General features: G+C 72.5%; 19 protein-coding genes. 9 read left to right on the forward strand and 10 right to left on the reverse strand.

Features of this window, described 5'->3' with window-relative positions; all coding sequences use genetic code 11:
* Positions 1-22: 22 nt before the first annotated feature.
* The 4 genes from B124_RS16045 to B124_RS16060 are packed head-to-tail and all read right to left on the reverse strand — an operon-like array spanning position 23 to position 3,384.
* On the reverse strand, positions 23-691 hold the full coding sequence (locus B124_RS16045) for a GTP-binding protein (protein ID WP_496503517.1): 669 nt from the start codon (positions 689-691) through the stop codon (positions 23-25).
* Complete coding sequence (locus B124_RS16050; protein WP_496503518.1) at positions 672-1,040, reverse strand: DUF742 domain-containing protein; 369 nt, start codon at positions 1,038-1,040, stop codon at positions 672-674. The genes B124_RS16045 and B124_RS16050 overlap by 20 nt, the downstream gene beginning before the upstream one ends.
* Positions 1,037-1,474 carry a roadblock/LC7 domain-containing protein gene (locus tag B124_RS16055; protein ID WP_496503519.1) on the reverse strand — a complete coding sequence of 146 codons (438 nt, stop codon included), beginning with the start codon at positions 1,472-1,474 and terminating at the stop codon, positions 1,037-1,039. The genes B124_RS16050 and B124_RS16055 overlap by 4 nt, the downstream gene beginning before the upstream one ends.
* On the reverse strand, positions 1,471-3,384 hold the full coding sequence (locus B124_RS16060; RefSeq protein ID WP_496503520.1) for a sensor histidine kinase: 1,914 nt from the start codon (positions 3,382-3,384) through the stop codon (positions 1,471-1,473). Before B124_RS16060 ends, B124_RS16055 begins: the two co-directional genes overlap by 4 nt.
* A 507-nt stretch (positions 3,385-3,891) precedes the next feature.
* Between B124_RS16060 and B124_RS16065 the strand changes: the two genes are divergently transcribed.
* The 4 genes from B124_RS16065 to B124_RS16080 all read left to right on the forward strand — a co-directional run bounded on the left by B124_RS16065 (position 3,892) and on the right by B124_RS16080 (position 8,584).
* On the forward strand, positions 3,892-5,370 hold the full coding sequence (locus B124_RS16065; RefSeq protein ID WP_496503521.1) for an arylsulfotransferase family protein: 1,479 nt from the start codon (positions 3,892-3,894) through the stop codon (positions 5,368-5,370).
* A gap of 39 nt (positions 5,371-5,409) precedes the next feature.
* Complete coding sequence (locus B124_RS16070; protein WP_496503522.1) at positions 5,410-6,483, forward strand: 3-oxoacyl-[acyl-carrier-protein] synthase III C-terminal domain-containing protein; 1,074 nt, start codon at positions 5,410-5,412, stop codon at positions 6,481-6,483.
* A 103-nt stretch (positions 6,484-6,586) separates the two neighbouring features.
* Positions 6,587-7,252, forward strand: coding sequence for a sulfotransferase family protein (locus B124_RS16075; protein ID WP_496503523.1), 666 nt, complete (start codon positions 6,587-6,589; stop codon positions 7,250-7,252).
* A 399-nt stretch (positions 7,253-7,651) separates the two neighbouring features.
* Positions 7,652-8,584, forward strand: coding sequence for a potassium channel family protein (locus B124_RS16080; RefSeq protein WP_496503524.1), 933 nt, complete (start codon positions 7,652-7,654; stop codon positions 8,582-8,584).
* Between the two features lie 218 nt (positions 8,585-8,802).
* On the opposite strand, the gene B124_RS16085 is transcribed toward B124_RS16080, so the two are convergent.
* A complete protein-coding gene (locus tag B124_RS16085) occupies positions 8,803-9,006 on the reverse strand; it encodes a hypothetical protein (RefSeq protein ID WP_496503525.1) in 204 nt (67 codons plus the stop codon).
* Positions 9,007-9,099: 93 nt separating this feature from the next.
* The gene (locus B124_RS16090) at positions 9,100-9,600 is read right to left on the reverse strand and encodes an ATP-binding protein (RefSeq protein ID WP_496503526.1); all 501 of its coding nucleotides are present in this window, start codon (positions 9,598-9,600) and stop codon (positions 9,100-9,102) included.
* A 152-nt stretch (positions 9,601-9,752) separates the two neighbouring features.
* Here B124_RS16090 and B124_RS16095 point away from each other — a divergent pair, with 152 nt between their 5' ends.
* The gene (locus B124_RS16095) at positions 9,753-10,586 is read left to right on the forward strand and encodes a helix-turn-helix domain-containing protein (protein ID WP_496503527.1); all 834 of its coding nucleotides are present in this window, start codon (positions 9,753-9,755) and stop codon (positions 10,584-10,586) included.
* Positions 10,583-10,831: a DUF397 domain-containing protein gene (locus B124_RS16100; protein WP_496503528.1), complete on the forward strand. Its 249-nt coding sequence runs from the start codon at positions 10,583-10,585 to the stop codon at positions 10,829-10,831. The genes B124_RS16095 and B124_RS16100 overlap by 4 nt, the downstream gene beginning before the upstream one ends.
* A gap of 1,303 nt (positions 10,832-12,134) precedes the next feature.
* Here B124_RS16100 and B124_RS16105 read toward each other — a convergent pair.
* Positions 12,135-13,094, reverse strand: a complete 960-nt coding sequence (locus tag B124_RS16105; protein ID WP_496503604.1) for a glycoside hydrolase family 43 protein — start codon at positions 13,092-13,094, stop codon at positions 12,135-12,137.
* Positions 13,095-13,421: 327 nt separating this feature from the next.
* On the opposite strand from B124_RS16105, the gene B124_RS16110 reads away from it, so the two are divergent.
* Positions 13,422-13,934, forward strand: coding sequence for a GNAT family N-acetyltransferase (locus B124_RS16110; protein WP_496503529.1), 513 nt, complete (start codon positions 13,422-13,424; stop codon positions 13,932-13,934).
* Positions 13,935-14,018: 84 nt separating this feature from the next.
* Here B124_RS16110 and B124_RS16115 read toward each other — a convergent pair whose 3' ends face one another.
* Positions 14,019-14,381 carry a hypothetical protein gene (locus tag B124_RS16115; RefSeq protein WP_496503530.1) on the reverse strand — a complete coding sequence of 121 codons (363 nt, stop codon included), beginning with the start codon at positions 14,379-14,381 and terminating at the stop codon, positions 14,019-14,021.
* Positions 14,382-14,821: 440 nt separating this feature from the next.
* On the opposite strand from B124_RS16115, the gene B124_RS16120 reads away from it, so the two are divergent.
* Entirely contained in the window at positions 14,822-16,828 is a 2,007-nt protein-coding gene (locus B124_RS16120) for a HelD family protein (protein ID WP_496503605.1), read from the forward strand.
* A 275-nt stretch (positions 16,829-17,103) separates the two neighbouring features.
* The gene (locus tag B124_RS16125) at positions 17,104-18,960 is read left to right on the forward strand and encodes a WD40 repeat domain-containing serine/threonine protein kinase (RefSeq protein WP_496503531.1); all 1,857 of its coding nucleotides are present in this window, start codon (positions 17,104-17,106) and stop codon (positions 18,958-18,960) included.
* Positions 18,961-19,038: 78 nt separating this feature from the next.
* Here the strand turns inward: B124_RS16125 and B124_RS16130 are convergent, their stop codons facing one another.
* Together B124_RS16130 and B124_RS16135 are read right to left on the reverse strand one after the other, a co-directional pair.
* Positions 19,039-20,025 (reverse strand): hypothetical protein, encoded by a 987-nt coding sequence (locus B124_RS16130; RefSeq protein WP_496503532.1) that lies wholly within the window; start codon positions 20,023-20,025, stop codon positions 19,039-19,041.
* Entirely contained in the window at positions 20,007-20,654 is a 648-nt protein-coding gene (locus tag B124_RS16135; protein WP_496503533.1) for a hypothetical protein, read from the reverse strand. The genes B124_RS16130 and B124_RS16135 overlap by 19 nt, the downstream gene beginning before the upstream one ends.
* Between the last annotated feature and the right edge of the window lie 78 nt (positions 20,655-20,732).

Below are 20,732 nucleotides of genomic sequence, written 5' to 3' on the forward strand. Positions count from 1 at the left end.
GCCTGCTCTTCGGGAGTCGGGGTCATGTAGGTGTCTCCGGTGCGGTGGGGGCGGTGGCGGCGGCGAGGCGCTGCAGGTGCTCGACCAGGGCGATCAGCACGCCCTTGCTGGACTCGCGGGACCGCGCGTCACAGTCGACCAGCGGGACGTGCGGGTCGAGGTCGAGCGCCTCGCGCACCTCGGCGGCGGTGTACGGCGGGCCGCCGAAGTCGTTGCGGGCGACGATGAACGGCGTGCCGTGGTGCTCCAGCCGGTCGATGGCGTACCAGGAGTCGGCGAGCCTGCGGGCGTCGACGAGGACGATCGCGCCGAGCGTCCCGGAGAACAGCCGGTCCCACAGGAACCAGAACCGCTCCTGGCCCGGCGCCCCGAAGAGGTACAGCACGGTGCGCTCGTCGAGGCTGATCCGCCCGAAGTCGAAGGCGACCGTCGTGGCGGTCTTGCCGGGCACGGCGCTGCGGTCGTCGATGCCGCGGCCGGCGAGGGTCATCGTCTCCTCGGTGTTCAGCGGCCTGATGTCGCTGACGGAGCGGACCATGGTGGTCTTGCCGACGCCGAAGCCGCCGACGACGACGATCTTCAGCCCGTTGTCCGTCGTACGGGCCAGGGGAGCGCGCTCGTCCGCGCCGCCCGGCGCGGACGGTGTGGACGGTACGGACGGCGCATGGCTGTCAGAGGTGGCGGAGTCCAACGAGCACCTTCTCCAGAGTCTCGGAATCGGCGAACCGGACGCCGCCCCGCGTACGCGGGGGCGCGTACCGCGGATGGCGCGCGGTGATCTGGTCGCCGGCCAGCAGGTCGGACAGCAGGATCTTGGTGATGCCGACGGGCAGCCCGAGGTCGGCGGACAGCTCCACCACGGCGGTCGGAGTCCGGCAGATGCGCAGGATCGCGGCGTGCTCGGACTGCATGCCCGGCGTCGGCTCGCTCTCGGCGACCACCAGGGTGACGAGGTCGAACTCGTCGCTGGCGGGCCGGCTGCGCCCCCCTGTCAGGGTGTACAGCCGGTCCGGATCGTCGTCCCGGCCGGCGCGGGTCATTCCGCCGCGACCCCCTCGGCCGCGGGCCCCGGCCCGCGGGCCGGCGCGCTCAGGTGTTCGCCGAGCTGCTCGACCAGCTCCAGCATGTTGTGCCCGACGAGCCCGGGGTCGGCCTCCTCCGCGGCGATCACGGCGACGTGGCTGCCGGAGCCGGCCTCGGCGATGAACAGGATGCCGCCGTAGAACTCGGTCATCGACTGCCGTACGCCGCCGCTGCCGTCCCCGAACTCGACGGAGGCGCCGTGCGCCAGGCTCTGGATGCCGGCCGAGATGGCGGCGAGCTGGTCGGCGCTGTCTTCCGAAAGCTCGGGCGTGTGGCAGAGCTTGAGCCCGTCGCGGGAGAGGACGAGGGCGTGCCTGGCGCCGGGCGTGCGCTCCAGCAACCCCTCCAGCAGCCAGGTCAGCCCGGTGGCCTCGGCGTGGGATTGGGTCATCGGTCGTCCTCCGAAGGTGATGCGGCGTTACGTGCGGGGAGCACAGAGGATGGGGCCGAGGGGCCGGGGCCGTCGTCGGGCGCCGGGGGTTCCTCGCGTTCCGCGGGTTGCTCTTCTGGTACGGATGCGCCGGGCTCGTCGGGTACGCCGTCTTCATCCGGTACGCCGCCTGCCTGGCCGGCGGCGTGCTGGCGGCCGTTGACGGCGGCGCCCGCGGCGCCCGTACCGCCCGCGGCACCCGTGCTTTCGGCGGCGCCCGTACCGCCCGCGGCACCCGCACCGTCTGCGGCACCCGCACCGCCCGCGGCACCCGTACCGTCCGTGCTCCGCTCCTGGCCGGTCACCGCGCGCCGGAAGGCGCCGAACCGGGCGGCGGAGCCGGCGGGTTCGAGCCGGCGGTGCGACCCGGTGGCGTCACCTGCGGCACCCGGGCTGCCCGTGCCCGTACCGGCGGCGCCCGTGCCCGTACCGGCGGCGCCCGTACCCGCGACGCCCGTACCGGCAACGCCCGTATCCGCGACGTCCGTACCCGTACCCCCGGCGCCCCGGCCCGTACCGGCAGCCTCGCCGGCCGCGCCGTCCCCCGGCACCCCGCCCGGGTGCGCGCCCGCCAGGGTGCGCCCGCGGCGCCGCCGCGGCAGGGCGGCCAGCGCGAACGGGTCGTGCCCGCCGTCCCCCGCCCGCTCGTCCGCGTCCTCGCCGGCCGCCACGTCCCGCTGCCGCGGCAGCGGCAGGGGCGTGCTGCCGGTGTCCTCCTCGGGCATCGGCAGGCCCGGCGTACGTGTCCGCCCGCCTGTCCGGGCGCGGGAGACCAGCTCCTGCGGGATCATCATCACCACGCCCGTGCCGCCGATGGCCGAGGGCCGGAACGACACGGTCAGCCCGTGCTTCTGCGCCAGGTGCCCGACCACGGGCAGGCCGAGCCGGGTGCCGGTGAGCGTGGACAGGTCGGTGGCGGTGCCCGCGACGGCGCGCTCCGCGCGCCGCTGCGCCGCCTCGCTCATCACCAGCCCGCTGTCCTCGATGGTGACGACGGCGCCGGCCGGCACCTCCGAGACGTACACGTGCACCTCGGTGGTGGGCGGCGAGAAGTTGCAGGCGTTGTCGAGGAGTTCGGCGAGCGCGTGCATGACGCCCTCGGCGGCGTGTCCCGCGACCGCGACCTCGGAGACGGCCTTCAGCCGCACCCGCTGGTAGCCGGCGATCCGGCCCATGGCGCCGCGCAGGATGGACTCCATCGCGATCGGCTTCGCCCAGCGGCGGCCCGAGCGGGCGCCGCTCAGCACCGCGATGCTGTCGGCGACGCGGCCGGCCTGCGCGGTGCGGTGGTCGAGGTGGAGGAGGTCGCCGAGGACGTCGGCGTCGCCGTGGCGGTGCTCCATCTCGCGCAGGTCGGCGAGCATGCTCGTGGTGATCGCCTGCATCCGGCCGGCGGCGTTGGCGCAGGAGGCCATGGCGGCGGCCCGGCGGTTCTCGCTGCGCCGCGCGTCCTCGGCGACCTGCTGGACGACGCGCCGGTACGCCTGGTTGTCCAACTGCGGGGCGGCGGCGAGCGCTTCGTCCACGGGCGCCCCGGCGGCGATCCTCCGCAGCACCTCGGGTACGACGCGGTCGGCGAAGACCGCGGCGGCGCCGGCCGCGGCGGTGGCGCGCTCCTCGGCGCGGGCCGCCTTGGCGCGGTAGCCGGCCGCGGCGGCGACGGCTATGGACAGCAGGACGGCGGCGGCGCCACCGCCGTAGACGATCTGCCCGGTGTGGTCCTCGGGCCCCGCCACCGCCGCCGCCAGCACCGCGACCGCGGTCGCCGGGACGCTGACGAACAGGGCTGACAGGGGGGCGGGCAGCCGGGAACGCGAGGCCCGGGGCCGGGCTGCAAGCTCGTGATCCTGGTGATCCTCGTGCGCGGTCATCGACGGGCTCCTCCGGGCAGGTGGCCTGTCCCAGGTCGGGTGTGTGCGCCGGGTTGAGCGGCGTGCTCCCGCGTCGGGCAACGTGCTCGCGGTCGCACAAGTCGCCGACACTATAGGGAGTTTCCCCACCGCACCAGCGTGCTCAGCCGACCGTTCGCTGCACACCCGTCACAGGGCTGTCCGCCCCTGATCAAAGCTGCTGCCGGGGTCCCGGCGCGTCGATCGTGACGGTCCTGTCACCGCCGGTCGGCTAGAACGTAAGACGCCCAAGATCGCCCGTACGCCCTCTGCGGCAGCCGTGTCCAACTGCGGGGCGGCCCTGGTCAGCAAGCCTCTGCGGCGTCACCACGCTGTCACCGCGCGCTTGTTACAACGTTTGAGCAAGATCGCTGATCAAGCAGCCCGGCGGACCGCGACGTTGCCGTACGACGCCGCTCAGCGCTCCGGACCCGCCACCCGACGGGAGACCTACGGATGACTCGTTTACCGCGTACGTACGCAACGCTCGTGCTCTGCGGAGTCACGGCCGCCGCACTCACGGCGGCGGCCCCCGCGACCCCGGCGTCCGGCCCGGCCGCCGCGAGGGACCAGACCGCTCCCGACCAAACCGCTCCTTACCAGGCCGCCGCCGACCAGGCCGCCGCCGACGGTGAGCCCCCGCCCGGTCTCGACGTGCTCAAGCGGGGCCGCGGCATGGCCGACGGCCTGCTCTTCCTCACCCCCCAGGGCCGCCACCAGACCCCCCGCGGCCCCCAGATCGTGGACGACCGCGGTCGCCCGGTCTGGTACAAGCGGATTCCCGACGGCTTCGTCGCCGCCGACTTCCAGGTCCAGGAGTACCGCGGCAAGAAGGTGCTCACCTGGTGGGAAGGTGAGAGCTCCCCCACCGGCTCCGGCTCCGGCACCGGCTACATCGCCGACGAGGACTACAACGTCATCGCCACCGTCAAGGCCCCGGACCCCGGCGAGCGCACCGACTTCCACGAGTTCCGCCTCACCCCCGACGGCACGGCCCTGATCCTCAGCTACCGCGACGAGCCGTACGACCTCACCCCCGTCGGCGGCCCCGAAAACGGTCAGGTCCTCGACTACGTCGTGCAGGAAATCGACATCGCCACCGGCGAAAAGGTCATGGACTGGCACAGCCTCGACCACATCCCGATCACCGACTCCGACCGCCGCTTCGACCCCGGCATGCCGGGCCCCTTCCCGTACCTGCACCTCAACGCCGTCAGCCTCGACCACGACGGCAATCTGCTCTTCTCCGGCCGCGAAACCAGCACCATCTACAAGGTCGACCGCGAGACCGGCGAGGTCATCTGGCGCCTCGGCGGCAAGCGCAGCGACTTCCGCCTCGGGCCCGGCGCCCGCACCATCGGCCAGCACAACATCGAGCCGGCCGGCGAGGACACGTACCGCGTCTTCGACAACCAGAACATGGGCAGCCCCGGCTACGAGTCCCGCGTCGCGTGGCTGCGTATCGACGAGAAGCGGATGACCGCGGAACTCGTACGCCAGCAGGTCCACCCGGACCGGCTGACGACCGGCCTGGAAGGCAACAGCCAGGCGCTGCCCAACGGCAACACCTTCGTGAGCTGGGGCTCGCCTTCGGGCCGCGTCTCCGAGTTCTCGCCCTCGGGCAGCCTCGTCTTTGACGCCACGCTGCCGAAGGACATCAGCAGTTACCGGGGCTATCGCGCCCCCTGGAAGAGCACGCCCGACACCGCGCCCGAGGCCGAGGTGAACGACGCCGTCACCGCGGTCGACGCCGTCTGGAACGGCGCCACCGAGGCCAGGGGCTGGCGGGTGCTGGGCGGCGAGACGGAGTCGGGGCTGCGGCCCGTAGCGCGCGCGGGGTGGGACGGGCTCGACACCGAGGTGCACCTGCCGCCCGAGGCCCGGGACATCGACTACGTCAAGGTCCAGGCGCTCGACGCCCGCGGCAGGGTCATCGGCTCCTCCCCGGTGGAGGCCGTCGAGCACTGACGCGCGGGCACTGCCGCCTTGCAGAATCAGGAGAACACCATGACCGAAGCGCGGATCGTGGCCGTCACGTTCCGGACCCCACCGCTCGTCAAGATGGAGGAGTTCGCCAACCTCGTCGCCGCCGACCCCGGAGGCGACACCGTCGCCCAGATCATCCGGAACTCGGCGATCACCACCAAGGGCATGGCCGTCAACGCCCTGCTGGAAGACCCCCGCGGCTGGACCACCCGCCGCCGGATGGACCGCAGCCTCACCGAAGCCCGCCGCCTCGGCCGCGACGCCGTCACCGCGGCGCTCACCGAGGCCGGCCTGCGCCCCGCGGACGTGGGGCTGTTCGCCACCGTCACCACCACGACCCACTCCGCCCCCGGCCTCGACTCCCTCGCCGCCGGACTGGGGCTGCGCGCCAACGTCGAGATGCTGTCGCTCGGCCCGATGGGCTGCTACGCCGCCGTGCCGGCGGTCTCCGCGTGCGCGCACTGGGTCGCGGTCAAGCGCCGCCCGGCGGTGCTGCTCGCGGTCGACCTCTTCTCGCCGCACGTACAGCCGCCGCCGTACGACAAGGAGCAGGCCGTTGTCCTCACGCTGTTCGGCGACGGCGCGGCGGCGGTGGTGCTGCTGCCGCCGGAGTACGCGGGCGGTGCGGCAGGCGGTGCGGCGTTCGGCGCGACGGGCGGTGTCGGAATCGTCGACGCCGAGCAGCTCACCGCGCCCGCGTACGCGGACGACCTCCAGGTCCACATGGGCGACAGCGGGCTGCGCATCAGGCTCAAGCCGTCCATGCCGGACGTCGTCGCCGCGTCCGTCGCCGTACCCGCGCGTGCGCTGCTCGCGCGCCACCGGGTGCGCTGGGCCGACGTCGCGTGGTGGGCCGTCCACCCGGGCGGGCGGCGCATTCTCGACCGGGTGGACGAGGCGCTGGACCTGCCGGAGCGGTCGATGGCCACGGCGCGGGAAGTGATGCGGGAGTACGGCAACACCGCGGCCCCGGCGGTGCTGGGCGTGCTGCAACGGCTGCAGGAGAGGCGGCCGTTGGCGGCGGGGGAACACGGGGTGGTGCTGGCGTGCGGGCCGGGGGCGACGGTCTGGGCGCTGCTGCTGCGCGGGTCGTAGGACACGGCAGTACAGGTCGCACAGGGATACACCCACAGGAAGCGGTACAGAAAGGCGCGCAAAGGGAAGCGGTACGCGGGGGACGTAAAGGAAGGGAGAGACGATGCTGGAAGTCATCGGCGCGGGAGTCGGCCGCACCGGAACGCTGTCGCTCAAGACGGCGCTGGAACGGCTCGGCTTCGGCCCGTGCCACCACATGCTGGGCCTCTTCAAGGACCTCGGCCAGGTCCCGATGTGGCAGGCGGCGTCGCGCGGCGAACCCGTGGACTGGCGGCAGGTGTACGCCGACTACCGCTCCACGGTGGACTGGCCGGGCGCCCGCTTCTGGCGGGAGATCGCCGGCGCGTTCCCCGAGGCGAGGGTGGTGCTGACGGTACGGGACCCGGAGAGCTGGTACGCGAGCGCGGCGGGCAGCATCCACGCCGCGGCGGTGGGCCCGACGCCGGCGGACGCGGACGAGGGGTGGCTGCGGCTGCGGGACATGTCGCTGGAGGTGGTGTGGGACGGCGTCTTCGACGGCCGGTTCACCGACAAGGAGCACGCGCTGAAGGTCGTCGCGGAGCACAACGCGGCGGTGCGGGCGGGGATCGCCCCGGAGCGGCTGCTGGTGTTCCAGGTCAGCGAGGGCTGGGAGCCGCTGTGCGAGTTCCTGGGGGTCCCGGTGCCGGACGAGGAGTTCCCGAGGAGCAACGAGCGGGGCCGGTTCATGGAGGAGCTGAGGGAGCGGAGCGCGGCGGGGGGTGAGAGGGGAGAATCCGCCGAGGGGTGACGGGAGAGAGGCAGTCCCCCCTCACACCCGCCCAAGGGTATGCGCCCGCACTGACATCGCGAGGTCACCGGGGCAGCGGGCGGCTCCGCGCCGCGGACGGCGCCGGGCGCGTGCGGCTCGGTCGGCGAAAGTCGGCTCACGTGGACGATTTTACCGGTTTCGAGGGTGGGTTACCGCGAGTTCGTACCGTCTACGTACGCTTCCTCCGCCCCGGCGCGGCGGCGGCCGGCGGAGGGGTTCGTACACCCGTACGCAGGAGGCCGTACGGCCCGTACGGACCGCCATGCGGGCGGCGGGGAGACGTACCGCACTCACCCATCGGGACGCCCGACCGCTCCCACCGGCTGAGACTCCCCCGGCCCGCGGGAGACCGCCGCCCCGGGCGGGAAGGGCCAGGACATGACGTGGTTCGTGACGTTCCTCGGTGCCGCCCTCGTGATGGCCATCGTCCGGGACATGTTTCACACGATCTGGCACCCGACCCGCCGCACCAGCCTGAGCAGGCTGGTGATGACGGGGATGTGGCGCCTCTCCTCGCGCCTGAGCACCCGGCGGCGCGCGGCCGGGCTCGCCGGCCCGCTGGGCATGGTGTGCGTCGTCACGGTGTGGGCGCTGACCGTGGCCGTGGGCTGGGCCCTGGTCTACTGGCCGCACATGCCGGGGAGCTTCTCGTACGCCCCCGACCTCGTCCCCGCCGAGCACGCGGGACCGGTGGACGCGCTGTACCTCTCCCTGGTCACCCTGGCCACCCTCGGCCTCGGGGACATCGCGCCGGCCGCGGGCTGGCTGCGCGTCATCGGCCCGCTGGAAGCGCTCGTCGGCTTCGCGCTGCTGTCGTCGACCGTGGTGTGGATCCTCGGCATCTACCCGGCGCTGGCCCGCCGCCGCACGCTCGCGCTGCGCCTCTCCCACCTGCGCGGCGGCGTGACCTCCCGGGAACTCGACTCGGACGGGGGCGCCACCTTGCTGGACGGCCTGTCCTCGGCCGCTTCGGTCATCACGGTCGACTTCCTCCAGTACGCGGAGTCGTACTACTTCTACGACGGCGACGAGCACACCTCGCTGCCCCGGCAGATCGGCCACGCCGTCGACCTCGCGGAGCTGGCGGGAAGCGCCCGCCACCCCGACGTCCGGCTGGCCGCCAAGGTGCTGCGCAGGGCACTGGACGACCTGGCCGCGATCCTGGACGAACGCTTCCTGCACACGGGGGCGGCCACAGCCGGGGTCTTCGCGTCGTACGCCTACGATCACGGCGACCGTACGGGGTCCGAGGCCGCCGTCCGGAGTGGGGCGGACGGGTCGTACCCAGGCGGCGAGGACCGGCGCACCTGAAGGACCAGCGCCCCGCGCGCCGGCTCCCATGGCGTGGCCGCCCGCCGCGCGGGCGGGCGAAAGTCGGGCCACGTGGGCGATTTGGGGCGATTTGGATGCAGGGTTACCGCGAGTTCGTACCACCTGGGCGCGTAGACCTCGGTGAAGAGGTCATCCGCGCTCGTGCCCGTCGCGGGCCCGGCCTGGCGTGGCGATCGGCGGCAGACTACGGCTCCTGCTCAGCGGTCCGCGTACTCCCCCAGGACCACCACCGAGACGACGGCGCCGCCGAAGGCGGCGACCGCCCGCCACGCCGTGTGGAGGTGGTGCCGCGTCGCACGTGCCGCCACCGTCGCGATGGGCGGGCTGTCGGGCTGCGGGGCGTCGGTGACCCGCCGGGTGTCTGCTGCCCCGCGCGGCGGGGCGATGGAAGCGCTGCTCATACTTCCAGCGTGCCGCGGGTCACCTGCGAAAACCTCGGCCCGCGGGCGGAACCCCACCGACCCCGGTCTACGACCCAAGAGCCAGCCCGACCCCTACGGAAGTCTCAGGGTCCCCCCGACTTCCTCATCTCCCGCCCGCCCCACCGGAGGCAGTGGCGCGGGGGTCGGCGCCAGCGTCGCCCGTACGGTCTTGCCGACGAACTCGCGCCGGAACCACGACAGCTCCGCCCCCAGCCCCCGCGCCAGGAACAGCCCCCTGCCCCGCTCCTCCTCCGGCCCCGGCGGCGATGGATCGGCCAGCCGCGGTGGCAGCGACGCCTGCGGGTCCGACACGTCGATCACCAGCGCCCCGTCCTCCCGTACGGCCAGCCGCACCCACACCCGCCGCCCGACCCGCCGCCCGTACTGGATCGCGTTCGTCACCAGCTCCGACACCACGACCACCGCGTCCTGCACGTCCCCGCCCCACTCCCACAGCGCCAACTGCCGCCGCACGTGCACCCGCACGAGGGGCACGGACCGGTGCCCCATCACGTAGCCCATCGACCACTCGTGCGCTGCCCCCTGTGCGCCGCACGCTCCATGCTCGGCCATCCACACCAACTCCAGAATTACAGTGACACTTTGGGATTTAAGGCTGTAGTGTCGTAGCGCTCGGTTACGCTGCGTGGTGACAGGCTTTCGGAGCGGAGTGGCCGGGAGCAAGGCCAGGCACGTGAGAGAGATCACTTGAACGGGAGGCAGGCATGACCCCACGCAACGCCACCCACCGCGCGACGGGCACGACGGCGGAGATGTTCGGCGACGTCCTGAGGCACTTGCGCGAAGCAGCGGGCATGACGCAGGCGGAGCTGGCGAAGCTCATCCCCTGCGATCGGTCGTATGTCGCGAGGGTCGAGGGTGGCACGAGCGTGCCGCCGGACACGTTCGCGGCGAAGTGCGACGAAGCACTGGGCGGTAACGGGCTGTTAGCGCGGCTGTGGCGGAAAGTCGACTGGTATCCGGACGTCGCGCATCCGAACTGGTTCGAGCGGCGAGCACAGATGGAGGCAGAGTGTGTGTCGTTGCGTGAGTACCAGGAAGGTGTGATTCCCGGCCTGCTGCAGAGCGAGCAGTACGCGCGCACCCTGTTCGCCCGCGTCATCCATGACGAGGAGAAGGTTGAGGAACGAGTACGAGCCAGGCTCAGCCGCCAGCAGAGGTTCCTCTCGTCGGAAGGCCCGTTCTATGTCGGCGTGCTGGACGAGAGCTGCCTGCGCAACGTCGTCGGTGCACCAGAGGTCATGCGCGAGCAGGGTGCACACCTGCTCACCGTAGGAAAGCGCAACAACATCCAGATCCAGGTGGCCCCGGCCGACCGCCCAGAGATCGTCCGCCCACGCGGCTCCGTGTCCCTGATCACCCTGCCCGATGACGAGCAATGGGCCTACGCAGAGGCACTCGACCGCGGTCACTTCAGCGCGAATCCGGCGGTCTACGAGCACCACCTGCGGACCTATGATGTGCTCAGGGCAGACTCTCTGTCTGCCCGCGAATCCGCCGCCCTGATCGGCGAGTTCATGGAGGGATACGGCCAATGATCACGTGGCGTAAGAGCAGCTACAGCCACGACAACGGTGGCAACTGCATCGAGGTGGCCGCGGACTGGCACAAGAGCAGTTACAGCGACGCCAACGGCGGCGACTGCATCGAGGTGGCCGCCACCCCCACCACCGTCCCCGTCCGCGACTCCAAGGACCCCGAAGGCCCCCACCTGGCCTTCACCCCCACCGCCTGGCACGACTTCCTCACCGCCGTCAAGCGCAAGGAGTTCCCCACCACCTGACGCCACCCCACGCAGCCGCGGACAGGACACGTCATGACCCCCACCGCCGACGCGCTGCGCCAGGAACTCGCCGACGCGATCGCCCCCGAGGGCGTCACGCGCGATGCCGCGTGGCGGGCCGCGGGAGGCCGTGCGTCGCGTGCCGCGCTCGGCGTGCGCGTCGGCTGCGCCACGCCGTGGGACGACCGGGCTACGGGGGTATGGGCCCGGGCGGCTCGGGGGCGGGGCGGGCCTACGGGGGTGCGGCGTGGGGGTGCTGCTGCTCGGGTGCGAGCCGTTCGACGTGGGTTGTGAGCATTGGTCCCCCCTCGGACGCGGCCCGGGGACGGAGGGGTGCCGGGCTCCGGCATTGCCGGCGATGCCACGGAGCAGGCGGCGATCGACCCTCGTATCCCGCCCGGACCGCGGAACTGCGCGCACTCCCGGCGCGCCCGGAGCCCGCCGAGTGCGCGTAGGTGGGCGAAAGTCGGCTCCGCTGGGCGATTTGCCCTGGTTTTATGGGCGAGTTACTGCGAGTTTGTCACGGCGAGGCGCATACGGAACGCTCCAGGGGGCGGATGCGGCGCCGACTGGCCTGAGGCTGCGTACTGCGGGGCGAAAGTCGACCCCCGCGGGCGATTTGCCCGAGTCTGGCAGGCGGCTTGCCGCGAGTTCTGCCCTTCCGCCTGCGGGCGGACCCGGCGCTACGGGGCAGAAGTCCGCCCTCCCCAGGCGGTTCGGGCGGAATACGAGAGCGAATCACCGCTTGCTCCGTGACACCGCCGGCGAAGCAGAAGCCCGGCACTCCTGGAGAGCCGAGCGGTGCGGCCCAGGGGGCCAATGCTCACAACCCCCGTCGCCCCAGCGCTCCACGCACAACGCCCACCCCGACACCGCACCCATCCCCCGTGCGTGGGTCACCCGCCGACCGGGGCGACCCCCGGTGCAGCCCCCCTTTGCGCCGTGCCGCCCGCCGGCCCGGCCCACCCCGGCGCTGCTCCCGTCCGCCCTTGCGGGGGTACTCGGTGACCGGGGCAACCCCCGTGGTGCAGGCCCCCGTTGCGTCGTGCTGCCGATGGCGTCTCGCGGGGTGGTGTAGCGGGCCCGGCACCATGACTCCGCGGATCGTGGCCCCCGCCGCTGGGCTCGCCCGCGACCGTAGCCGGCACTTTCGCAGGTCGGCGGGGGTGGTCACGGGCGGTCCTGGGTGGTCACGGGTGGTCGCGGGCGGGCACGCGCGAGTCCGCCGGGCTGTTCCGGGCTCCGCCGCCCGGCGATGCCGCCCGGCGACGACCGTATCGACCCCGCGCCCGCGCCCTGCCGGCTACTCGAAGAACTTCAGGCTGTAGCCCACGTTCGTCGTGCTCCCGGGGACGTTGGCGCGGCGGTAGGTGGTGTTGCTCCACCAGACCGCCGTCCCGGAGTACCAGAAGCGGTTGGACCACGTGTACGGGGTGCCCTTGGCCACCGCGTGGTAGAGGATGGGGAACCGGTTGCCGGACGGCGGGCCCGCGTTGACGTCGCCGCGCGGCAGGATGAACGTGTGGTGGCCGGGGCCGTTGACGTTGATCGTGGGCGTCCAGCCGGACATCATCGAGGGCGAGTACGAGCCGAAGAGGCAGCCGTTGCTCTTGTACCAGTCCCAGACGTAGGTGGGGTCGCCGCCGGCCCTCAGCCGCAGGTCGGCGATGCAGTACTTGTCGCTCCAACTGCCGTTCGCGGAGTAGACGACGTGCAGTTGGCCGCTGGGGTCGACGATCGGCTGGGGTGCCTCGTTGATGTACGGGTTGCCGACGACGCGCTCCCACGGCTCGCGCGGTTGGGAGATGATGTACCGGCCGCCGGTGGCGGCCGTGGGGCTGCTCATCCGGGCGATGTAGAGGTTCTGTTCGACGTTGGTGTCGCCGGCCCAGCCCGACCACACGAACCAGCGCTGCCCGCCGAACGTGAAGGGCGCGCCGTCGATGGCCCACTTGTCGTTGGGCAGCGCCACCTTGACCGCGGCGGAGTATCCGGATGTCGGGTTCGCGGAGCCGATGTGGTACATCCGGTGGGCCGCACCGCGGCCCGCTGCGAAGTAGATGCGGTACTGGCCGTCGTGGTACACGATCTCCGGCGCCCAGACCTCGCCCAGACCCGCGGTGTCCTGCCACACCTGGTGCTTGGGCGCGGTGGCCACGTCCTCCGGGTTGGACGCTGTCCGTACCGCGATCCCGCCGTCCACCGACTTGGCGGCGACGTAGAGGTCGCCCACCTTGATGACGCTCGGGTCGGCGCCGCCCACCAGGGAGCGGCCGAGGGTGGCAGGCTGGTCCTGCGTCGCTGCCGTCACCGCCTCCTCGGCGAGTTGGCTGGTGGGGGTGTCGCCGGGCGGAGCGGCGGCGGCCTGCCCGAGAGCGAATAGGCCGATGAGCCCTAACGAAAGGCCACCGGCGAGCCAGCGGGAAGAGCGCATCAGATCCTCCTCGGCATGTACATGACTCGACTGAGAGCGCTCTCAACTGTCGCGACACCACGGATACCTGTCAAGGGACGGTGGGCGAGGGAAGCGGTCCGAGGTTCCCGGCCCGGCCGAAACAGGGACGTAACGCGGGATTATTACTCTCGCCGCATGCGCACCGGTGACACGCGGATACGGCCAGGCGTCGAAAGCGATCTGGAAGAGCTGACCCGCATCTACAACCACTACGTCGTCGAGACACCGATCACCTTCGACGTCGAACCGCTCACCATCGAGCAGCGCCGGCCGTGGTTGACGGCGCACCCGGACCGGGGGCGGCACCGGCTGCTCGTGGCGGAGGAGGGCGGCAAGATCCTCGGGTACGCGACCAGCAGCCCGTTCCGTCCGAAACCGGCGTATGCGACCTCCGTCGAGACCAGCGTGTATCTGGCGCCCGAGCACGTGGGGCGCGGGGTCGGGGGGATGCTGTACGGCTCGCTCTTCGAGGCCCTGGAGGGGGAGGACGTGCATCTGGCCCTGGCCGGGGTGGCCCTGCCCAACGAGGCGTCGGAGCGGCTTCATCTGCGCTCCGGGTTCCGGCCCGTGGGGGTGTACGAGGAGGTCGGGCGGAAGTTCGGACGGTTCTGGGACGTCGCCTGGTTCCAGAAGACCCTCGGGCGCTGACCGGCTCTGTTTCCAGGCCCACGGCGTCTGGCGCTGTCGTGCCGGCCCCCCACCAGACGCCGCTTCAAGCGATCAGCTCATCGATCAGTCCGTCAGGCAGAAGCCCGAGGACGACGGTGAGACCCGGCTCAGGACGTACGCGACCGGGGGCTCGAAGGTGCCGCCCGGGGCCACGCCCGTGTGGTACGTGCCGGCGAGGCAGTACCCGATCTTCGTGCTGTTGACCACCGCCGTCGTCCGCACGGCCGGGTCGAAGTCGTGGGGACTGCCCTCGGGCACGAGGGTGATGACGCCGTCGTGGTGGACGCAGAGGTAGCCGGTGGCGCAGAGGGGCGCCGCGGCGGGGGTGCCGGGGGCTGCCGGGGCGGCGGCTGCCGTGGCCGTGGTGGCGAGGGCGGTGGCCAGGGTGAGGGTGGCCAGGGTGGCGGATAACCGTCTTCTTCGCATGCTGCGGGCTCCTTCGGGGCCGTAGTGGAGTGGCACGATTTGCCGGCGTACAGACAACTGCGGGCGGCGGCAGGAAGCCAGCGCAGTACCGGCCATTCGACCCCGGTGGAAAAAACCCGTTGGACCTGTCCGCATCCCGCGCGTAAGCTCGCGCGTCTGCCCCCGCCTCACCGGCCGCTTCGCCGTGCCGGGAGTGCCGCCCGCCGGTCGGAAACCGGCGGCCTACGCCACGCCCGTGACCGTACCGCCAGCCGCCGGAGGCTTGTACCACCATGCCCGTGCCCGTGCCCGACCCCGCGACCCGCGCCACCTCCGCCACCTCCGCCACCTCCGCCACCTCCGCCACCTCCGCCACCTCCGCCGAGCCTGCCGCCGCGCCCCCCGCGCCTCTCGCCCGCGAGCAGGCCCACCTCGCCGCCTCCCGTACCGCCCTGCGCGCCATGCGCGCGGACGTCGAGTCGCTTGACCTCACCGACGTGACCGCGAACTGGGTCAACGCCGAGGTGCTCCAGGGCCAGATCAACCTGCGGATCAAGGCGCTCGCCGACCTGGCCGACACCCCGCTGTTCTTCGGGCGGCTCGACTACGCGCACGCGCCCGGGGCCGAGATGGCGGAAGGGGACGACGGGGAGAGCTTCTACATCGGGCGCCGGCACGTGCAGGACGCCGACGGGGACCCGATGGTGATCGACTGGCGGGCCCCGGTGTCGCAGCCGTTCTACCGGGCGTCGAAGAAGGAGCCGATGGACGTCGCGCTGCGGCGCCGCTTCGGGTACGACCGCGGGGAGATCACGGCGTACGAGGACGAGCACCTGTCCGACCCGGCGGAGGCGGCGAAGTCCAGCGCGCTGCTGCAGCAGGAGATCGAGCGCCCGCGCGTCGGGCCGATGCGGGACATCGTCGCGACGATCCAGCCGGAGCAGGACGAGATCGTACGGGCGGAGATCGGCGGCACGGTGTGCGTGCAAGGGGCGCCCGGGACGGGGAAGACGGCGGTCGGCCTGCACCGGGTGGCGTACCTGCTGTATGCGCACCGGGAGCGGCTGGCCCGTACGGGCACGCTGGTGATCGGGCCGAACGACTCCTTCCTGCGCTACATCGAGCAGGTCCTGCCGACGCTGGGCGAGCTGGACGTGAAGCAGGCGACGGTGGCGGAGCTGGTGGCGCACGTCGAGGTGCGGGGGGCGGATCCGGCGCCGGTGGCGCGGCTCAAGGGCGACGCGCGGATGGCGGAGGTGCTGCGGCGGGCGGTGCGGGCCGGGGTGACGATGCCGGTGGAGCCGGTGGTGGTGGTGCGCGGGTCGCGGCGGTGGCGGGTGCCCGCGTACGAGCTGGAGGAGCTGGTACGCGAGCTGCTGGACCGGGACATCCGGTACGGGGCGGCGCGGGAGGCGCTGCCGCAGCGGATCGCGCACGCGGTGCTCGTACGGATGGAGCGTGCCGGCGAGGCGCCGGACGACCGGGTGCAGGACTCGGTGGCGCGCAACGCGGCGGTCAAGGCGGCGGTCAAGGCGATCTGGCCGCCGGTCGACCCGGTGAAGCTGGTGCTGCGGCTGCTGTCGGACCCCGGCTTCCTGGCGGCTGCGGCGGACGGGGTGCTCGACGAGGCGGAGCAGCGGCTGCTGCTGTGGGAGAAGGCGCCGCGGGGGGTGCGCTCGGCACGGTGGTCGGCGGCGGACGCGGTGCTGATCGACGAGGCGCGGGACGTGGTGGAGCGGACGCCGTCGCTGGGGCACGTGGTGCTGGACGAGGCGCAGGACCTGTCGCCGATGCAGTACCGGGCGGTGGGGCGGAGGTGCTCGACGGGGTCGGCGACGGTGCTGGGGGACATCGCGCAGGGGACGACGCCGTGGGCGACGGAGAGCTGGGGGGAGGCGCTGCGCCACCTGGGGAAGCCGGAGGCGGTGGTGGAGGAGCTGACGCAGGGCTTCCGGGTGCCGCGGGAGGTGATCGCCTACGCGTCGCGGCTGCTGCCGTCGATCGCACCGGGTCTTGCGGAGGCGACGTCGATCAGGGAGTCGGCGGGAGACCTGGCGGTACGGGCCGTGCCGGGGGCGGCGGCGGACCGGGCGGCGGACCGTACGGCGCTGGACACGGCGGTGGCGGAGGCGTGCGGTTCGGTGCTGCGGGACCGGGAGGGCTCGGTGGGCCTGATCGCGGCGGACGAACGGGTGGCCGCCTTGGGGGCGGCGCTGGGTTCGGCGGGGCTGCGGTTCCTGTCGCCGGGTGAGGAGACGACGACGGAGGCACGGCTGACGCTGGTGCCGGCGTCGCTGGCGAAGGGCCTGGAGTACGACTACGTGGTACTGGACGACCCGGCGACGATCGTCGCGGCGGAACCGGACGAACGGACGGGGCTGCGGCGGTTGTACGTGTGCCTGACGCGGGCGGTGTCGGGGCTGACGGTGCTGCACGCGGAGGCGCTGCCGGGGGCGTTGGGGGTGTGAGGGGGGCGCCCGCCCGGCAAAACTCGGCCCGCGTGGGCGATTTGGGGTAGTTTTGAGGGTGGGATACCGCGAGTTACGACGGAATTTCTCCACCGGGCGGCAGGAGAGGGCCCACGGACGCCGGCCCGTTGTCAGACCGGCCGCATACCCTTGGGTGGGTGTGAGGGGGTGGTGGTCCTGATGCCGCCGCTCCCCCGTAACCCCCCACCGCCCCAACCTCCCGCAAGCTAGGCTCGGTTCGCGCAGCAGGCTGCAGTAGTGGGGGAGGCGTTGCCGTGCGAGACCAGGTGCTCGGGGGCCGTTACCGGCTGATACGGGAACTGGGCGGCGGTGGCATGGGCCAGGTGTGGGAGGCCGAGGACGAGACGTTGGGGCGGGGCGTCGCCGTCAAGGTGGTCTCCCTGCTCGCCGGGGGCGGGAGCCGGGGTGACCAGGCCCGTGTGCGGTTCCTGCGCGAGGCTCGGATCACCGCGCGGCTCCAGCATCCCCACATCGTGACCCTCCACGACCTCGGCGAGGCCGATGCCGGTGCCGCGGGTGAGAAGGTGCCGTTCCTGGTGATGGAGCTGGTCCGCGGCGAGGGCCTGGACCTGAAGCTCAGGCAGGGCGGCGTCGGGCTGGCGGAGGCCGCGCGGTGGGGGGCGCAGGTGTGTGAGGCGCTTGCCGACGCGCACGCCAACGGGGTCATGCACCGTGACATCAAGCCCTCCAACATCTTCATCACCCCCGCCGGCACCGTGAAGGTCCTCGACTTCGGCATCGCGCGGGCGGTCGACGCCAACCTGACCGCCGACCGCCTCACCCAGACCGGGCTCATCGTCGGCACGCCGCAGTACATCGCCCCCGAGCAGGCCCGCGGCTTCGCCGAGCCGAGCAGTGACCTCTACGCCCTCGGCTGCCTGCTCTTCGAGTTGGTCACCGGGCGGCTGCCCTTCGAGGCCCCCGACGCCATGGGCTACCTCACCGCGCACCTCACCCAGGAGCCGCCCGTCCCCAGTTCCGTACGGGCAGACATCCCCGCCGCCTGGGACGACCTCCTCCTGTCTCTCCTGCACAAGGAGCCCGCCCGGCGGTACGCGGACGCCGCCGGCCTCGCCCGCGCGCTGCGGCGGCTGGACTCCTCCGGTCGTGAGGCGGGTTCGGCGCAGCCCGGCGGGTTTCCGCCGCCCACCGAGCCGGACATGGCCGTCTCGCCTGTGCCGGGGGAATTCCTCTTCGCCACCAGCCTCGGCGAGGCCGGGACGATACGGCTGTGGGACCCGGCCACCGGCCGGCCCGTCTGCCAGCCCCTCACCGGCCACTCCGGCAGCGTGTTCCAGATGGCGTTCTCGCCCGACGGCCGCTTCCTGGCCACCGCCGGTGTGGACGAAACGGCGCGGCTGTGGGACACCGCTACGGGACGGCCCGTCGGCGAACCGTTCACCGGCCACGCCGGCACGGTGGAGGACGTGGCGTTCTCCCCCGACGGCCGCCTTCTCGCCACCGGTGGCCTGGACTCGACCGTACGGCTGTGGGACACCGCCACCGGCAAGCCCGTCTGCGAACCGCTCACCGGCCACACCAACTGCGTCGCGGGGGTGGGGTTCTCTCCCGACGGCCGCGTCCTCGCGACGAGCAGTGTCGACGGCACGGTACGGCTCTGGGACCCCGTCACCGGCCAGCCCGTCGGCGAACCGCTCACCGGGCACACCAGCGCCGCGCTGAGGCTGGAGTTCTCCCCCGACGGCCGCTTCTTCGCCACCGGCAGCCGGGACTGGACAGTACGGCTGTGGGATCCGGCCACCGGACAGCCCGTGGGCGAACCGCTGACCGGCCACACCAACACCGTCTGGGGGATGGCGTTCTCCTCGGACGGCTCCCTGCTGGCAGCGGGCAGCGAGGACGACACGATTCTCACGTGGGACACGGCCACCGGAGAACTCGTCGGCCAGCCCTTCACCGCCTCCGCCGGCAGCGCCGTCGGCGTGACGACGTCACCCGGCGGCCCCGTGCTGGTCTCCGACATCAGCGAGGACGGAACGGTCCGGTTGTGGGACTCCGCCACCAGGCAGCCTTTCGGTGAGCCTCTGCCCACGCACGCCGGCACCCGCGTGTACATCCTGCTCTCCCCGCGCATCGGACACCGCGGGTGAGGTACGCGGGAGCCCCCGCCAGACCGGCGCCCCCGGCCTCTCCGGCCGGGGGCGCCGTGATGAGCATAAAGAACGAGGTCAGCGGACGACCGTCTGGATCTCCTTCACGGTCACGTCCTGCTCGGACGTCGACAGCCCGTCGGGCAGATCGTTCTGCGGCGCCCCGTCCGGGCCCGCCGTCGGGTTCCACGTGACGTTCCAGACGATCTGCGCCTCCATCGGGTACGTACCCCCGCCCGAGGACTTGCGGTACGTGATGTTGCAGTCGGCGCCGTCGCTGTTGACCTGGTAGCCGCCGTCCGCCTCGACCAGGTCGTACGTGCAGGAGGCCGGGTCGGCGTACTCCGTGCCCGCGTCGATGCGCAGCGAGACGGGTTCGGCGACGGTGGTGGCCGCGATGTTGATGCCGGCCCGGGGCTCGGCGAGGCTGGCCGTCGTCCAGACGCGGTCCAGCGGCTCGCTGAACTCGACCTTCGTCGGGAGGTTGACCACGTTGCGGTCGTCGTTGGGCTTCAGGTCGACCGGCGGGGCCGGGAGCTTGGTCCTGTCGTACGCCAGGCCCGCGAGGATCTCCGGGTCGATGGCGTCGGCGGGCGGGTCGGGGTCGCCGCGGTCCACCCAGATCCACAGCTCGCCGATCTCGCAGGAGCGGGGCGACATCATCGGGGTGCGTTCCCACCACATGCCGTCCTTGCCCTTGTGGGCGTCGGTCTCCTCCTCCCGGTTGTCGGCGGTGTCGTGGTCGATGCCCTCCAGCGGACCCTTCTCCTCAAGGTCCTCGTTGTGCTCGTACAGCTCCTGGTTGGTGTACCGGGGCTCGAACCAGCACACCGGCGGCGACCAGTTGCCCGTCGAGCTGGTCATCGGCTGACCGCCGCCGGGGCTGTGGTAGACGTACTCCACCCGCGAGCCGATGTCGCCGTTGCCGGTGTCCGGGGTCGTCTCGGTGGTCCCGGTGTCCCGGTCCGCAGCCGCCTGGCCGGCGGAGGCGAGCAGCAGCCCGCAGGCCAGCACCGCGACCGTGGCGGTGGCGCGGGTCCCGTGTGTCAGGCTTCGTCGCGGCATTCCTTGCTCCCCCTCGTTGCCTGGTAGTCCACGACCTTCCAGTGGCCCCCGCTCTTCTCCATCGTGGCGCGGGCGTCGATGAAGGAGTTCAGCGTGGCCTCGGTCTCGGCGACCTTCCCGGTCTCGGCGTTCTTCAGATACGCCTTGCTCTGGTCCTCGCAGTACGCGACGACGGCGCGGCCGTCCTTCAGCGAGGTGACCTCGCGGAAGTAGAAGACGTCGCTTCCGGTGATGGTGGCGTTGTCCTTGCGGTACTCGGCGAAGTCGGCCTCGAACGTGGCGGCGGCCTCGCCGTCCCAGTACGTGTCGAAGTTCGGCGTGGCCTCCGTAGCCGCGTACGCCTCCTGCTGAGCCATCAGCGCGTAGCCGTGGTCCCGCAGGATCGCGTCCTTCTGCTCGTCGCCCGTCGCGTCGTCGGAGATCTCGACCTGCACGTCGTCCGGGAGGTCGAACTGCGGAGCGCCGGGCTCCGCTTCGGTGGGCTCGGCGGACGGCTCCTTGTCGCCCGACTCCGCGCCCTCGATCCTGTCCCCGGACGAGCCTCCGTCGTCACCGCCGCAACCGGCCAGCAGCAGCACGGCTCCGAGCGCCGCGGCCACCGCCCCCGTACCTGCCCTGTGCGCCTTCATGGTGCCGTCATACCCTCCGTCGAAGCTGGGAGGGGAGCCACCTGCCCCCGTTGTGCCTCAACGAGCGTAGCGACGCCG

It is taken from the genome of Streptomyces sp. CNP082 (assembly GCF_059570535.1).

What these genes read in the sequence shown, in the direction of transcription:
- B124_RS16115 (WP_496503530.1), bottom strand. Translation starts at nt 14,381, where the DNA reads ATGCGAAGAAGACGGTTATCCGCCACCCTGGCCACCCTCACCCTGGCC.
- B124_RS16095 (WP_496503527.1), top strand. Translation starts at nt 9,753, where the DNA reads ATGACCCCACGCAACGCCACCCACCGCGCGACGGGCACGACGGCGGAG.
- B124_RS16100 (WP_496503528.1), top strand. Translation starts at nt 10,583, where the DNA reads ATGATCACGTGGCGTAAGAGCAGCTACAGCCACGACAACGGTGGCAAC.
- B124_RS16080 (WP_496503524.1), top strand. Translation starts at nt 7,652, where the DNA reads ATGACGTGGTTCGTGACGTTCCTCGGTGCCGCCCTCGTGATGGCCATC.
- B124_RS16090 (WP_496503526.1), bottom strand. Translation starts at nt 9,600, where the DNA reads ATGGCCGAGCATGGAGCGTGCGGCGCACAGGGGGCAGCGCACGAGTGG.
- B124_RS16110 (WP_496503529.1), top strand. Translation starts at nt 13,422, where the DNA reads ATGCGCACCGGTGACACGCGGATACGGCCAGGCGTCGAAAGCGATCTG.
- B124_RS16050 (WP_496503518.1), bottom strand. Translation starts at nt 1,040, where the DNA reads ATGACCCGCGCCGGCCGGGACGACGATCCGGACCGGCTGTACACCCTG.
- B124_RS16135 (WP_496503533.1), bottom strand. Translation starts at nt 20,654, where the DNA reads ATGAAGGCGCACAGGGCAGGTACGGGGGCGGTGGCCGCGGCGCTCGGA.
- B124_RS16130 (WP_496503532.1), bottom strand. Translation starts at nt 20,025, where the DNA reads ATGCCGCGACGAAGCCTGACACACGGGACCCGCGCCACCGCCACGGTC.
- B124_RS16055 (WP_496503519.1), bottom strand. Translation starts at nt 1,474, where the DNA reads ATGACCCAATCCCACGCCGAGGCCACCGGGCTGACCTGGCTGCTGGAG.
- B124_RS16120 (WP_496503605.1), top strand. Translation starts at nt 14,822, where the DNA reads ATGCGCGCGGACGTCGAGTCGCTTGACCTCACCGACGTGACCGCGAAC.
- B124_RS16060 (WP_496503520.1), bottom strand. Translation starts at nt 3,384, where the DNA reads ATGACCGCGCACGAGGATCACCAGGATCACGAGCTTGCAGCCCGGCCC.
- B124_RS16075 (WP_496503523.1), top strand. Translation starts at nt 6,587, where the DNA reads ATGCTGGAAGTCATCGGCGCGGGAGTCGGCCGCACCGGAACGCTGTCG.
- B124_RS16070 (WP_496503522.1), top strand. Translation starts at nt 5,410, where the DNA reads ATGACCGAAGCGCGGATCGTGGCCGTCACGTTCCGGACCCCACCGCTC.
- B124_RS16085 (WP_496503525.1), bottom strand. Translation starts at nt 9,006, where the DNA reads ATGAGCAGCGCTTCCATCGCCCCGCCGCGCGGGGCAGCAGACACCCGG.